The sequence below is a fragment of the Pseudomonas sp. VEM90 genome, assembly GCF_054611535.1.
Map to the genome: position 1 here is coordinate 18,300 of NZ_JBTRAR010000005.1, position 13,701 is coordinate 32,000.

A 13,701-nucleotide genomic window follows, 5' to 3' on the forward strand; every position below is an offset into this window, starting at 1 on the left:
CAAAAAGCATGACAAAGGTCAGCAGATGGCGCTTCTGCCTTCGATCCTGCCTGTGCTCACAATTCGAATTCCGCCGCCAGTGCTGCCCGCACGCAATAAAGTACGCCCTCCGGTACCCGCGCCCCGAACTGGGGGGCAATGGCCGACACCGGTGGCAGTTCACCTTCGCCATCAAGAAAGGCGTCCTGTACCTCCATCATCAGGTCTTCCGGCAGGTCGATGGCCTGGTCAAGACTCAGCTCCTGGCGGCCCAACGCCTCGGCCAACAGGCTATACACGTTCTTCTCGCTGCAATTGAGCTGCCCGGCGATCTGCGCCGGGGTCATGCCGGCACGGGCCAGGCTGACCAGTTCGTGGCGCAGGTCGAGCACCACTTTCGGTGCCTCGTCGGTGCCTCCGCTGTTGTTCAGCACTTCGAGGAACGCCTGGCCGTAGCGCTCCAGCTTGCGCGCCCCCACACCGCTGACCTGGGCCATGTCGCTGAGGCTGACCGGCTGGCTACGCAACATCTCCAGCAGTGTCGAGTCAGGGAAGATGACGTAGGGTGGCACACTGTGTTCTTCGGCCAGCTTGCGGCGCAGGGTGCGCAGTGCTTCCCACAGATCGCGCTCTTCGGCACGCACCAGCTGGCTGGCAGGGCTGCCGCCACCGGACGACGAGGTTTTGGCCGTGGTCTGCGGTTTGAGGTCACGGCGCAGTTGCAAGGTCACCTCGCCGCGCAGCAGCGGCCGGCAGCTGTCGGACAGGCGCAGGCCGCCGTAGCCTTCCAGGTCGATATCGACCAGCCCGCGCGCCACCAACTGACGGAACAGCGAGCGCCACTCGACCTCGGCCAGACCTTTGCCAACGCCAAATACCGACAGCTTCTCGTGGCCGAAATTGCGCACCTTCTCGGTGTCCTTGCCCAACAGCACATCGACCAGGTGGCCAACACCATAGCGCTGGCCGGTGCGGAACACCGCCGACAGCGCCTGGCGGGCCGGCTCGGTGGCGTCCCAGGTCTGGATGTTGTCGACACAGTTGTCGCAATGCCCGCACGGTTGTTCGAGGGTCTCGTCGAAGTAGGCCAGCAGCGACTGGCGGCGGCATCGGGTTTCTTCGCACAGCGCCAGCATGGCATCCAGCTTGTGCTGCTCGATGCGCTTGTGGCGCTCGTCGCCTTCGGAGTTCTGCAGCATCTGCTTGAGCATCACCATGTCCTGCAGCCCGTAGGCCATCCAGGCATCGGAGGGCAGGCCGTCACGGCCGGCACGGCCGGTTTCCTGGTAGTAGGCCTCAAGCGATTTGGGCAGGTCGAGGTGGGCAACGAAGCGCACGTTGGGTTTGTCGATACCCATGCCGAAAGCAATGGTAGCGACCATGATCAGCCCTTCCTCGTTCAGGAAGCGATGCTGGTTGGCCGCCCGCGTCTCGGCGGCCAGGCCGGCGTGATACGGCAGCGCGGGGAAACCCTGACTACAGAGGAAGGCGGCGGTTTCGTCGACCTTCTTGCGCGACAGGCAGTAGACGATGCCAGCGTTGCCACGGCGCTCGCCGAGAAAGGCCATCAACTGCTTGCGCGGTGCCTCCTTGGGCACGATGCGGTAGAAGATGTTGGGCCGGTCGAAACTCGACAGGAAGCGCTCGGCGCCTTGCAGGTGCAGGCGCTGGACAATCTCCTCGCGGGTCCGCATGTCGGCCGTGGCGGTAAGCGCAATGCGCGGAACATGCGGGAACAGTTCGGCCAGCTGACCCAGCTGCAGGTACTCGGGGCGGAAATCGTGACCCCATTGCGAAACGCAGTGGGCCTCGTCAATGGCGAACAGCGAGATGTCCAGATCGCGCAGGAAGTCGAGCATGCGCGGCTGTACCAGACGTTCCGGCGCCAGGTACAGCATCTTGACTTCACCACGGCGCAGGCGCCCGGCCAGCTCACGCTGCTGCTCTGCCGTCAGGGTAGAGTTCAGGGCGGCCGCAGACACCCCCAGCTCGTCAAGGGTGGCGACCTGGTCGTCCATCAGCGCGATCAGTGGCGATACCACCACCGTCAGGCCCGGGCGCAGCAGCCCCGGCACCTGGAAGCACAGCGACTTGCCACCACCGGTGGGCATCAGCACCAAGGCATCGCCGCCATTGGCCACGCATTCGATGATCGCTGCCTGGCGCCCACGGAAACTGTCGTAGCCGAAGATGTCCTTGAGAACGCGCTGAGCCTGTTCGAGCATGTGCAACTCCAAATCGCCGTACCATCCTGGATAAAGGCTGGACGAAAAACCCGCCCCGCACACGCCAAATGCGTAAGCGGTTTTTGCCAGGCAGCCGGCAAAACCTGCCCCTGGATGAAAAATCGCGGAGTATACCGCAGCACCGCCCTGCACAGGCACCACGGCGATAGACGTTCCCTTTGCCCCGCTGCCGCTGCAAGGTGCTAGAATTCGTTATCGTTTATTCCCCAAGGTAGCCCTGTAATGTCCTTCGCCGAGCAACTGACCCGCCTGCAAGCCTTCCTCGACGCCGACGAGCTGCACGAAGAAGCGCTGGACTACGTCGCCGCACATGGCTACCTCACTGCTCTTTCGATCAACGCCGAGGACGTGCCCGAGCGCGAGTGGATCGACGCTCTGTTCGCCGAAGAGCCGCACTACGCCAGCGAAGCCCAGCGCACCGAAATCGAGGCCACCCTGGTGGCGCTCAAGGCGCACATTGCCCGCCAGTTGGCCAGCGACGAAGAATTCGACCTGCCATGCGACCTCGACCTGACCGATGAGCCGGACGATTCCGACCTGCGCGGCTGGTGCATCGGCTTCATGGAAGGCGTGTTCCTGCGGGAAGAGGCGTGGTTCGAGAACGCCGAAGAAGAGGTCAGCGAGATGCTGCTGCCGATCATGGTGGGTTCGGGGTTGTTTGACGAGCAACCAGAGTTCGCCGACATCGCCAGCAACGCCAACCTGCAGGATGACATGATCGTGCAGATCCCCGAGGCACTGAGTGCACTGTTCCTGCTGCTGCACGCCCCTGACGAAAAACCGGCGCTGCTCAAGCCACGCCACCACTGAGCAAGCTGTGCGCTACCTGCTGCTGGCCACGGGCTGGCTCAGCGTCGCGCTGGGGGTGCTGGGGATATTCCTGCCGGTATTGCCCACCACCCCATTCCTGCTTTTGGCGGCGGCCTGCTTTGCCCGCAGCTCGCCGCGCTTCCATCACTGGCTGGTCCATCATCCCAAGCTGGGGCCATGGATCCGTGACTACCTCAGTGGTGAAGGCATCCCCCTCAAGGGCAAGGTCTACGCCATCGGCCTGATGTGGGCCAGCATTGGCCTGTCGTGCTATCTGGTGCCGCTGTTCTGGGCGCGCACCTTCATGCTGACCAGTGCCACATTGGTCACCCTGTACATTCTCAGCCTGAAAACCCTGCACAAGCCAAAGTGACAATATTTTGTCGCCAAATATCGCTTTCGCCTAATCAACACCCTCTTTATCCGAATTAGTTCTGGAACTGCGCATAGCCCTTGTATCCATTGGTTTTCAAGGCATTCTTCGTGTCCATTCCGTGCGCTTGAATGCACACTTATTAGACAATAAAGATCTTTTATGGCAATTTGATATGAATAAATCTTCTTACCTATCGCGTTGAATGTACTTAGCTGTGTTGTTAAAAACCTGCAACACTATACGCGATAAGTTTATCGTCATTTTTTTGGCGAGCAGCAGGATCAATTCCAGGATCAGGGAGATGTACCATGCGCGTTTTGAACCCCATCACCAGTGCTTTATTGTTGGCCCTGGCGAGTGCCAACGTACAGGCGATGTCGATTACCGAGGCTGTCCAAAGCGCCGTGGACTACCACCCACAAGTCAGCTCCAACCGTAACAGCAAGCTGTCGGCCGATGAAGACGTGAAGTTCGCGCGTGGTGGCTACTACCCTTCCGTGGACCTGGTTGCCGGCTACGGCCGCCAGCGCTCGGACAACGCCACTACCCGCGCCGCAGGTAATCACAACAAGGAAACCCTCAACTACACCCAGTCCGAGCTGCGCCTGCGGCAGATGATCTTCGACGGCTTCAACACCGCGAATGAAGTGGGCCGCACCGAGGCGGTCTCTACCTCCCGCGCCTATTACACCCAGGCCGTTGCCCAGGATGTCGCCCTGCGTGCAGTCGAGGTCTACCTGGAAGTGCTCAAACGCCGCGAACTGGTGACCTTGGCCAAGAACAACCTGCAAGCTCACCTGCGCGTCAACGACCAGATTGGCCTGCGCAACGAGCGCGGCGTCGGCAGCACAGCCGACCTCGACCAGTCCCGCGCCCGTCGCGCCCTGGCAGAAAACAACCTGGACACCGCAGAAGTCGACCTGGCCGATGCCGAGGCCAACTTCTTCAGTGTGATCGGCCGTGCCCCGGACGAACTGGAAAGCCCGCAGACCATCAAGGGCGAGGTGCCAGGCACTCTCGAAGAGGCCCGCGATGGCATGCGCCAGAACAACCCGTACATCAAGTCTGCCCAGGCTGACGTCAACGCCGCCGAGAAGCAGTACGAAGTGGGCAAGTCGACCTTCTACCCACGCTTCGACGCCATTCTGGCAACCGGTGCCAACAACAACACCGGCGGCGAAAAAGGCCACAACAACAACGACTGGCAAGCTGGCGTGGAGATGAACTACAACCTGTTCCGCGGGGGCAGCGACAAGGCTCGTCTGCAGTCGGACGCGCACAAGATCAACCAGGCACTGGACATTCGCAACAACGCCCTGCGGGAGTTGACCGAGAACCTGAGCCTGGCGTGGAATGCCATGAACAACGCCAGCAAGCAGCTGCCGACCGCGCGCGAATACGCCGAGACCACCAAACGTGTGCGTGCGGCCTACCAGGACCAGTTCGGCCTGGGTCAGCGCACCCTGCTGGACGTACTCGACAGTGAGAACGAGCTGTACAACGCCGACCGCCGCTACACCGAGGTGCGTTATACCGAAGAGTTCTCGCGCTACCGCGTACTGGCGACCATGGGTGAATTGCTGAGCAAACAGCATATTTCGCTGCCGCCAGAGGCGCTGGCGACTACCGAAGTACGCACCGAGGCACGTCTGCCTGAGATGCGTTGAGCGGATTTGAGGTAGCGGGGCCGCTTTGTGCTGCGAATGGGCCGCAAAGCAGCCCCCAACCCTCACCCGCGGCCATGATTACGCTGAAACGTCTCTACACCCATGGCCCTGATCTGCCCCTCGATCAACGCCTCGAACGGCGCCAACAGTGCATCGAAGCAGGCCGGTTGCTCCAGCGTGTTCAATGCACCGACCACCGCCTCGATCGTCGACACTGCACCCGCCTCCGGCGCTTTGCGCAACCGATAGCGTGAAGCGGCCACCTGCCCCAGCGTCACCCGTGGCAGCCCCCCCAGCAACGGGTTCAGGTACAGCAGCTTGCGCGCCTTGCGCCAGGTGCCGTCGGGTACGATCAGCAGCAAAGGTTTGTCGCCCGCCTCGCCATACGCTGTCAGCACCTGAGCATCATCACCAGGGAACAACAGCACCGGGTGGTATCCGGGGGTGGCGAGCAGGTCATGCAGGTCATCGAACACCTCTCCAATACGCAGTTCGGCATTGTTCAGGCCAAGGGCAGCCAGGCGCGCCGTGTTCAGGGCGTGGGCAGTTTCACTGGGGTGCTGCAGCAGAATCACACGGGTGCGGCTGTCGAGCGCGGGGATCAGTGGGCATAGGCAATGGTCGAGCGGGCGCTGGCAGCGCTCGCAGCGGGGTCTGGGCATGGCGGTCTCCTTGGCGGGGACAGTTTGCCACATAACCGGGGCCCGCTTAGCGGGCCCCGCGATTTCAACGGTTGAACCTTTCCGCCAGGCTATGCAGGTACTCCGCCATGCGCTCGAGGTCCTGGCTGATTTCCGCGCCTTGCCTGGCTTGCCCGGCGCTCTGGTCGCACAGTTGGGCAATCCTCACGATCTGCTGGTTGATGTCTTCTGCCACATGGGTTTGCTGCTCCGATGCCGTGGCCATCTGCTGGCTCATGCCGGTGATGCGGCTGACCGCCTGGGCAATCCCGCTCAGCGCCGCCTGCACCGCCTCGACACTGTGCACACTGTCCCGGGAAATCTGCTCGCCCCGGCTGGCAGTGCTCACCGCTCGCTCCGCCCCGGCCCTCAATGAAGCGATGATATGGTGGATCTCTTCGGTCGACGCACGGGTGCGCTGCGCCAACGACCGCACTTCATCAGCCACCACGGCGAACCCGCGCCCTTGCTCACCGGCGCGCGCCGCTTCAATGGCGGCGTTAAGCGCCAGCAGGTTGGTCTGCTCGGCAATCGAAGTGATCACGTCGACCACACTACCAATCGACTGGGTCTGCTCGGCCAAGGCGTTGACCGCCTGACCAATGTCATTGACTGCATCGCTCATGCTGCCCATGGCCTGCAGGCTCTTCAGGGCCAGCTCGCTGCCCTGCTGCGCCAGCTGGTCGGCATCACCTGCCGCGTGTGCCGTGCTTTGCACGTTGTGGGTAACCTGCTGGATGGTTGCCGCCATCTGTGCGATAGCCGTGGCGGATTGGTCGGTCTCGCTGCGCTGCCGGTCGAGCATCTGCGCCTGGGCATCGGACAGGTCGGAAGATTGCGCCGCCCGCGACTTTACCCCGACCCCGGCATCCACCAGCCGGGTCAGGGCCGTTTGCAGGCGGGCTTCTTCGCTGATGATAGCCAGGTCGAGCTGGCCCTGCAGGCCTGGGTTGTCGCTGTAGGTCAGTGCCACCAACGGACTGGTAAAGGCCTTGGGATGCTCGGCCAGCGTGCGGCGGATGGCCTGGTTCTGCCGGCGCTCGACCACGTACCAAGCCAGGAGCAGACTTGCCATCAGCACCGCGAGTGCGGCATAGGGTGGCAGCCAAAGGTAACCCGCCGCCGACAGCAGGCCGGCGCCGATCAGCGGCCAGCCATGGCCCAGGCCGTGCCCCAGGCGGGCAGCCCAAGGCACCGGGCCGCGGCCATCGCGCAAGCGCGCATACAATGCCTCGGCGCGGCGGATCTGCTCGCGCGTGGGCACCGAGCGCACCGACTCGTAGCCACTGATCCGGCCCTGTTCGTAGATCGCCGTGACGTAAGCGCTTACCCAGTAGTAATCGCCGTTCTTCGCCCGGTTCTTGACTATGCCCATCCAGGGTTTGCCCTGCTTGATGGTTTCCCACATGTGGCCAAACACTGCCGGCGGCATGTCCGGGTGGCGCACCAGGTTGTGCGGTTGACCGACCAGCTCGTCGTAGGTAAAGCCGCTGATCGCCACAAAGGCGTCGTTGCAGTAGGTGATGCGGCTGTCGAGGTCAGTCGTGGAAATAAGGCGTTGATCGCCGGGGAAGGTTCTTTCGTGCTCAGTGACGGGCAAATTCATGCGCATCTTGGGCGATCCTTGCAGGATGAAATGAGGGAAAATCATCAGCGCAAGTTGATATGTAGCAGAGCGCTATCAGGTTAGCGGCCAACGTTTACCGGAATTTAACCCCCTCCCGACGGAATGCATGAATGCGTCGCATCTCAGCCCACGTTGAGCTGGCTTTTCAGCAGGTCACGGAAGGTCTGGATCAACGGTTCACGGCTACGTCCGCGGCGAATGATCAGCGAGAACGGGGCCTGGTAACCAAAGGTCGACGGCGACAGCACGCGCAAGTCACCTTTGTCGACCCAGGCCTGGGCGTAGTGCTCAGGCAAGTAGCCAATATAGGCCCCGGAAAGGATCAGGATCAGCTGCGCCTCCATACTTTCAACTGTCGCCGCACTGTGCTTGAAGCCATGCCGGGCCAGTTCGGCCTGGCTCCAGTAGCCACGCCCGACCATGCGCTGCTGGGTCACCACCTGCTCGGGAATGCGCCGCTCGGCATACAACGGGTGGCGGCTGCTGCAATACAGCCAGTGTTGTTCGCGGTACAACGGCTGGTAGAGCAGGCCACTCATCCGCGAAGAAAACGCGCCGATGGCCAGGTCCAGACGGTTGTCCTGCACCCCCAGTTGCAGCTCGTAGGGGCTGGACACCGACAGATGCAGGTGCACTGCTGGGTGTTCCTGGCTGTAGGCACCGATGGCTTCGGCCAGCGGCAAGGCGCGGTCACCGACTGTGGAGTCGATCACCCCAAGGTTGAGGGTGCCACGCAATTCGCCCTTGAGGGCGGCGGCATACTGCTCGAAACCGTCCAGCTCGGCCAGCAGGCGCAGGGTCTCCTGATGAAACAGCTCGCCCTTGCTGGTCAGGCTGAAGCCACCCCGACCACGGTGGCACAGCACGATACCCAAGGCGCCCTCCAGCTGGCTCATGTAGGTACTGATGGCCGAGGTCGACAGGTTCAGCTCGCGCTGGGCGTTGGCAAAGCCCTGGTGGCGCACCACGCTGATGAAGATGCGCAGCAGTTTCAGGTCGGGCAAGGTCGAGGCCATGGTGCAACGGTTCCACAAGGGTATGTGCGCGCAGTCTAACCGCTCCACCCGCCTTTAGTTCAGAAAATCCTGAACTAAGTATTTGTCGGTAGCGATTCTTCCCGGGCACTACCTTGAGCAGACTTGGCCGAAATGTCCCTGCCCGCCGGCAAACCACACGTGAATGGCGCGCGGCGGCACAGGTTCGAACAAACACAACAATCGACCGACTGATGAGGCCCACCGTGGACAAGACTCTCCACCAACCACTGGGCGGCAATGAAATGCCGCGATTCGGCGGCATCGCCACCATGCTCCGCCTCCCCCACCTGCAAAGCGCCGAAGGCCTGGATGCTGCCTTCATCGGCGTACCACTGGATATCGGTACCTCGCTACGCTCCGGCACTCGCTTCGGCCCACGGCAGATCCGCGCCGAATCGGTGATGATCCGCCCGTACAACATGGCTACCGGTGCCGCCCCGTTCGACTCGCTGTCGGTCGCCGATATAGGCGATGTGGCAATCAACACCTTCAATCTGCTGGACGCCGTGCGCATCATCGAAGAAGCGTATGACGAGATCGTCGAGCACAACGTCATTCCCATGACCCTGGGGGGCGATCACACCATCACCCTGCCGATCCTGCGCGCACTGCACAAGAAACACGGCAAGATCGGCCTGGTGCACATCGATGCCCACGCCGACGTCAACGACCACATGTTCGGTGAGAAGATCGCCCACGGCACCACCTTCCGCCGCGCCGTGGAAGAAGGCCTGCTCGACTGTGAGCGCGTGGTGCAGATCGGCCTGCGCGCACAGGGCTACACCGCCGATGACTTCAACTGGAGCCGTCGCCAGGGCTTCCGCGTGGTCCAGGCCGAAGAGTGCTGGCACAAGTCACTGGAGCCACTGATGGCCGAAGTGCGGGAAAAAGTCGGCGGTGGCCCGGTTTACCTGTCTTTCGACATCGATGGCATCGACCCGGCCTGGGCGCCCGGTACCGGAACCCCGGAAATCGGCGGCTTGACCACCATCCAGGCGATGGAGATCATTCGCGGCTGCCACGGCCTGGACCTGATCGGCTGTGACCTTGTCGAAGTCTCCCCGCCTTACGACACCACCGGCAACACCTCGCTGCTCGGTGCCAACCTGCTGTTCGAGATGCTCTGCGTGCTACCGGGCGTGGTGCGTCGCTAGGCTTTTCATACAGAGCCTAAAACCGTTACACCCCGGCAGGAGCCATGAGGGAGGGCCACTGAGGCCCGCCAACACACGACAGGACCGCCGGGCGCCATGAACCCCGCCCGCGTGGTCGATCTCGCCATAATAAAGATAATCGGGAGACCCCAATGGCCTTGGACATCATTGTTGTAATGATCTATACCGCCGGCATGCTCGGGCTTGGCTGGTATGGCATGCGCCGCGCGAAAACCCATGAAGACTACCTGGTAGCCGGGCGCAATCTCGGCCCGGTGCTGTACATGGGCACCATGGCCACCACCGTACTCGGTGGCGCCTCCACCGTCGGCACCGTGCGCCTGGGCTACGTCCACGGCATCTCCGGCTTCTGGCTGTGCGCAGCCTTGGGCATGGGCATCATCGCCATCAACCTGTTCCTCGCCAAACCGCTGCTGCGCCTGCGCATCTTCACCGTGACCCAGGTGCTGGAACAGCGCTACAACCCCACCGCACGCCAGGCCAGCGCCGTCATCATGCTGGCTTATGCACTGATGATCGGGGTCACCTCGACCCTGGCCATGGCCACGGTCCTGCAGGTGCTGCTGGACCTGCCGTTCTGGGCTTCTCTGATGCTCGGCGGTGGCGTGGTAGTGCTGTACTCGACCATCGGCGGCATGTGGTCGCTGACCCTGACCGATATCGTCCAGTTCGTGATCAAGACCGTCGGCCTGATGTTCATCCTGCTGCCAGTGTGCCTGTACAAGGCCGGTGGCTGGGACACTCTGGTGGCCAAATTGCCAGCGGCCAGCTTCCAGCTGACTACCATTGGCTGGGACACCATCATCACCTACTTCCTGATCTACTTCTTCGGCATCCTCATCGGCCAGGACATCTGGCAGCGGGTGTTCACCGCCCGTGACGAAAAGGTCTGTCAGCGTGCCGGTACCACCGCTGGTGTGTACTGCGTGCTGTATGGCCTGGCCTGTGCGGCGATTGGCATGGCTGCACACGTGCTGATGCCCGACCTGGCCAACCCGAACAACGCCTTTGCCGAGATGATCAAGACCACCTTGCCCGATGGCATCCGTGGCCTGCTGATGGCCGCGGCCCTGGCGGCGATGATGTCCACCGCCAGTGCCGGCCTGCTGGCTGCCTCGACCACCGTGACCGAAGACCTGCTGCCCAAGCTGCGTGGCGGCAAGCAGTCGAGCCTGGGTACCAGCCGCCTGTTCACCCTGCTCACTGGCCTGGTGGTGCTGGGCATCGCGCTGGTGGTAAATGATGTGATCAACGCCCTGACCCTGGCTTACAACCTGCTGGTCGGCGGCATGTTGATCCCGCTGATCGGGGCGATCTTCTGGAAGCGTGCGACCACCGCAGGCGCGATTGCCAGCATGTCGCTGGGCTTTGCCACCGCTCTGCTGTTCATGTTCATGGACGGGATGGAAGCCAATACGCCGATCTACTACAGCTTGGCAGTAGGGCTGGTGAGCTTTGTAGTGGTGAGCCTGGTGTCGCGCAAGTCAGTAGCGGCGGTGAAGCTGGCCTGACCGTTGTACCGGCCCTTTCACTTGTAGGAGCGGGCTTGCCCGCGAAAGGGCCAGTACAGGCAATAGACAATCAACAGACACAAAAAGGCCGCTGCACACACTCGGGTGCAGCGGCCTCTGTCGTTAATCAGCGACGACGCGATTGACGTTTGCGCTGCTCTTCATCAGTCGGGATCGGTACCGGCTGCAGGGGTGGTGGAATCAGCCCCAAGGCGACGGCCAGGTCGTGGAGCCAGTTTGACAGTGGTTTATTCATAATGCCCCCTTGACGGGTCAGCCTCACGGCGAATCAATCCTGCGATGTTTCATACAGATCATAGCCCGATGTCCTGTATTACGCATGCCTCTGTTCCTACAGATAAGGGCCATTTTGACGCGGATCAAGCCGTGGCGGCGCATTCCGACGACTGGTTAATCGTTTCGCTTTGTTGCAGGTCGATCCATGCCTGCAGATTAGCCCCGCGCATACCCTGGCGCCACATCAGCCAGGTGACCGCCTGATCGAAAGGCGCCTGCAGCGGGTGCACCCTCACCCGATCACGTCCAGGCAGGCTGTCGAGCATCGACTGGGCCATCATCGCCACACCCGCACCCGCGATCACACAGGCCAGCATGCTCTGGTACGACTCGATCTCCATCACCCGCCCCATCGGCGTATGGGCATGGGCATACCAGGCCTCCAGACGCATGCGGTACGAGCAGCCTTGGCGGAAGGTGAACACCGCCTTGCCCGCCACGTCCTTGGCGGTGCGTACCGCCATGTGCTCGGGACTGGTGATCAGTACCAGTTGCTCATCGCACAGCGGCACGCCATCCAGCCCGGCAAGGCTCGGTGGCCCGTCCACAAGAGCAGCATCCAGGGTGTGGTTCAGCAGCCCTTCAAGCAACTCGCCGCTGGGTGCAGCACGCACTTGCAGGTTCACCTGCGGGTAAGCCTGGTGATAGCGCGCCAGCAACCCCGGCAGGTGGGTCGCCGCCGTGCTGTACATGGTCCCCAGCACGAAGTCCCCAGCCGGCTGACCGCCACGCACGGCGCCCAGCGCTTCGTCGCGCAAGGCTGACATGCGGTTGGCATAGTCCAGCAGCACCTTGCCTGCTGGCGACAACTGAAGGCGTTGGCGTTCGCGCAGGAACAGTTCGACGCCCAACTGCTCCTCGAGCTGGCGCAGGCGCGTGGAGAGGTTTGATGGCACCCGGTGCAGACGCTCTGCGGCACGGGTAACCGAGCCTTCCTCGGCCACGGCCTGAAAGATACGCAGTTGGCTGAATTCCACAGCATTCTCCAAAACAGAACAACTTGATCATCATTATTCAATTTTATTGAAAATAAAAGCGCCCTAACCTGCCAGCCATCACTTTATCTGCGCAGGAGACCTGTCATGTCGCCACTCATTCAACTGCTCGCCAGCGCCGTGGCGCTGATGATGGCCATGGGCATCGGTCGTTTCGCCCTCACCCCGCAACTGCCACAACTGATTGCCGAAGGCCAGTTCGACCTGACAGTCGCCGGGCTGGTCGCGGCGGCCAATTACCTGGGCTATTTCGTGGGCGCGGTGGACGCCATGTTCGCCCGCTCGCCAGGCCAGGTACGCCTGCGCCTGCATGCGGGGCTGTGGCTGTGTGTGCTGCTGACCTTGGCCTCGTGGGCTGCCGACGGCTTCTGGGGCCACCTGCTGCTGCGCTTTGGCACAGGCGTAGCCAGCGCCTGGGTGCTGGTGATGATCACCAGCCTCAGCCAGCAGGTAGCCAATGTGCACAACCGCCAACGCCTGGGAGCGCTGGTATTCGCCGGGCCCGGCCTGGGTATTGCCGTGACCGGGCTACTGGCAATGGCCGCACATGTGCAGGGACTGGGCTCGGCAGCGCTGTGGCTGATCTATGCCGTGGCTGCCCTGGTGATGCTGTTGGCCGTGCGGCCATGGTTGCCACGGGCATTGCAAACCGCGCCGACTCAGTTGCCAGTACGACAAGGCCCGACGCGCAGTGTCGGCACTGGCCGCCTGGGGTTGGTGTATGGCCTGTATGGCATGGGCTACATCCTGCCAGCTACCTTTCTGTCACAGATGGCCAATCAGCAGTTTCGCGGGCAGTGGCTGGCCGACCTGTTCTGGCCGGCGTTTGGCCTGGCGGCGGCGCTGGGCGTCCTGCTGGTGAGCGTGCGCCGTGGCGGTCGCACTTCAACCTGGTTGACCGTCACCCTGTGGTTGCAAGGGCTGGGTGTGCTGGCCTGCCTGATGGGTGGAGGGACCGGCCTGGCGCTGGGTGTTGCGCTGTGTGGCGGGCCATTCCTGGCCTGCATGCAACTGGTCATGCAACGCTCGCGCGAGTTGGCGCCACATGCCACACAGCGCAATGCCGGGCTGCTGACCGCGTGCTTTGCCTTGGGGCAGTTGAGTGGTCCGCTGCTGGCCGCGCTCAGCAGCCATTACAGCGGCGGGCTGCAACCCGCATTGATGCTGGCGGCGGGCGGGTTGGCGGTGGCTGGCGGGTTGGTCCAGTTGCCGGGTAATGCACAACAGGGAAGCGCCTGTCAGGCCAAGGTTGCATCCTGAATCGATGCAGTCTGTACCGGCCTCTTCGCGGGCAAGCCCGC

12 protein-coding genes are annotated in these 13,701 nt (G+C 62.5%); 6 read left to right on the top strand and 6 right to left on the bottom strand.

Annotation, left to right across the window (positions count from 1 at the left end; all coding sequences use genetic code 11):
* Positions 1–56 precede the first annotated feature (56 nt).
* The gene (recQ, locus tag ACYCCG_RS06885) at positions 57–2,204 is read right to left on the bottom strand and encodes a DNA helicase RecQ (protein ID WP_176685206.1); all 2,148 of its coding nucleotides are present in this window, start codon (positions 2,202–2,204) and stop codon (positions 57–59) included.
* A 243-nt stretch (positions 2,205–2,447) separates the two neighbouring features.
* Between recQ and ACYCCG_RS06890 the strand changes: the two genes are divergently transcribed.
* The 3 genes from ACYCCG_RS06890 to ACYCCG_RS06900 all read left to right on the top strand — a co-directional run bounded on the left by ACYCCG_RS06890 (position 2,448) and on the right by ACYCCG_RS06900 (position 5,078).
* On the top strand, positions 2,448–3,035 hold the full coding sequence (locus ACYCCG_RS06890) for a YecA/YgfB family protein (protein ID WP_010955200.1): 588 nt from the start codon (positions 2,448–2,450) through the stop codon (positions 3,033–3,035).
* A gap of 7 nt (positions 3,036–3,042) precedes the next feature.
* Positions 3,043–3,408 (top strand): YbaN family protein, encoded by a 366-nt coding sequence (locus ACYCCG_RS06895; RefSeq protein ID WP_176685205.1) that lies wholly within the window; start codon positions 3,043–3,045, stop codon positions 3,406–3,408.
* A 311-nt stretch (positions 3,409–3,719) separates the two neighbouring features.
* Positions 3,720–5,078: a TolC family outer membrane protein gene (locus ACYCCG_RS06900; RefSeq protein ID WP_021783426.1), complete on the top strand. Its 1,359-nt coding sequence runs from the start codon at positions 3,720–3,722 to the stop codon at positions 5,076–5,078.
* A gap of 62 nt (positions 5,079–5,140) precedes the next feature.
* On the opposite strand, the gene ACYCCG_RS06905 is transcribed toward ACYCCG_RS06900, so the two are convergent.
* The 3 genes from ACYCCG_RS06905 to ACYCCG_RS06915 form a co-directional block, all read right to left on the bottom strand.
* Positions 5,141–5,740: a tRNA-uridine aminocarboxypropyltransferase gene (locus tag ACYCCG_RS06905; RefSeq protein ID WP_176685203.1), complete on the bottom strand. Its 600-nt coding sequence runs from the start codon at positions 5,738–5,740 to the stop codon at positions 5,141–5,143.
* Between the two features lie 64 nt (positions 5,741–5,804).
* Positions 5,805–7,370 (bottom strand): methyl-accepting chemotaxis protein, encoded by a 1,566-nt coding sequence (locus ACYCCG_RS06910; protein ID WP_176685202.1) that lies wholly within the window; start codon positions 7,368–7,370, stop codon positions 5,805–5,807.
* A gap of 137 nt (positions 7,371–7,507) precedes the next feature.
* The gene (locus ACYCCG_RS06915; RefSeq protein ID WP_003254585.1) at positions 7,508–8,401 is read right to left on the bottom strand and encodes a LysR family transcriptional regulator; all 894 of its coding nucleotides are present in this window, start codon (positions 8,399–8,401) and stop codon (positions 7,508–7,510) included.
* A gap of 224 nt (positions 8,402–8,625) precedes the next feature.
* Here ACYCCG_RS06915 and speB point away from each other — a divergent pair, with 224 nt between their 5' ends.
* Together speB and ACYCCG_RS06925 are read left to right on the top strand one after the other, a co-directional pair.
* A complete protein-coding gene (speB, locus tag ACYCCG_RS06920) occupies positions 8,626–9,576 on the top strand; it encodes an agmatinase (RefSeq protein WP_129932884.1) in 951 nt (316 codons plus the stop codon).
* A gap of 152 nt (positions 9,577–9,728) precedes the next feature.
* Positions 9,729–11,108, top strand: coding sequence for a sodium:solute symporter family protein (locus tag ACYCCG_RS06925; protein ID WP_176685201.1), 1,380 nt, complete (start codon positions 9,729–9,731; stop codon positions 11,106–11,108).
* 127 nt (positions 11,109–11,235) lie between these two features.
* On the opposite strand, the gene ACYCCG_RS06930 is transcribed toward ACYCCG_RS06925, so the two are convergent.
* Together ACYCCG_RS06930 and ptrR are read right to left on the bottom strand one after the other, a co-directional pair.
* Positions 11,236–11,364 (bottom strand): PA1414 family protein, encoded by a 129-nt coding sequence (locus ACYCCG_RS06930; RefSeq protein ID WP_256122388.1) that lies wholly within the window; start codon positions 11,362–11,364, stop codon positions 11,236–11,238.
* A gap of 124 nt (positions 11,365–11,488) precedes the next feature.
* On the bottom strand, positions 11,489–12,382 hold the full coding sequence (gene ptrR / locus ACYCCG_RS06935) for a putrescine utilization regulator PtrR (protein ID WP_176685200.1): 894 nt from the start codon (positions 12,380–12,382) through the stop codon (positions 11,489–11,491).
* Positions 12,383–12,487: 105 nt separating this feature from the next.
* Between ptrR and ACYCCG_RS06940 the strand changes: the two genes are divergently transcribed.
* The gene (locus ACYCCG_RS06940; RefSeq protein WP_176685199.1) at positions 12,488–13,660 is read left to right on the top strand and encodes an MFS transporter; all 1,173 of its coding nucleotides are present in this window, start codon (positions 12,488–12,490) and stop codon (positions 13,658–13,660) included.
* Positions 13,661–13,701: the final 41 nt, after the last annotated feature.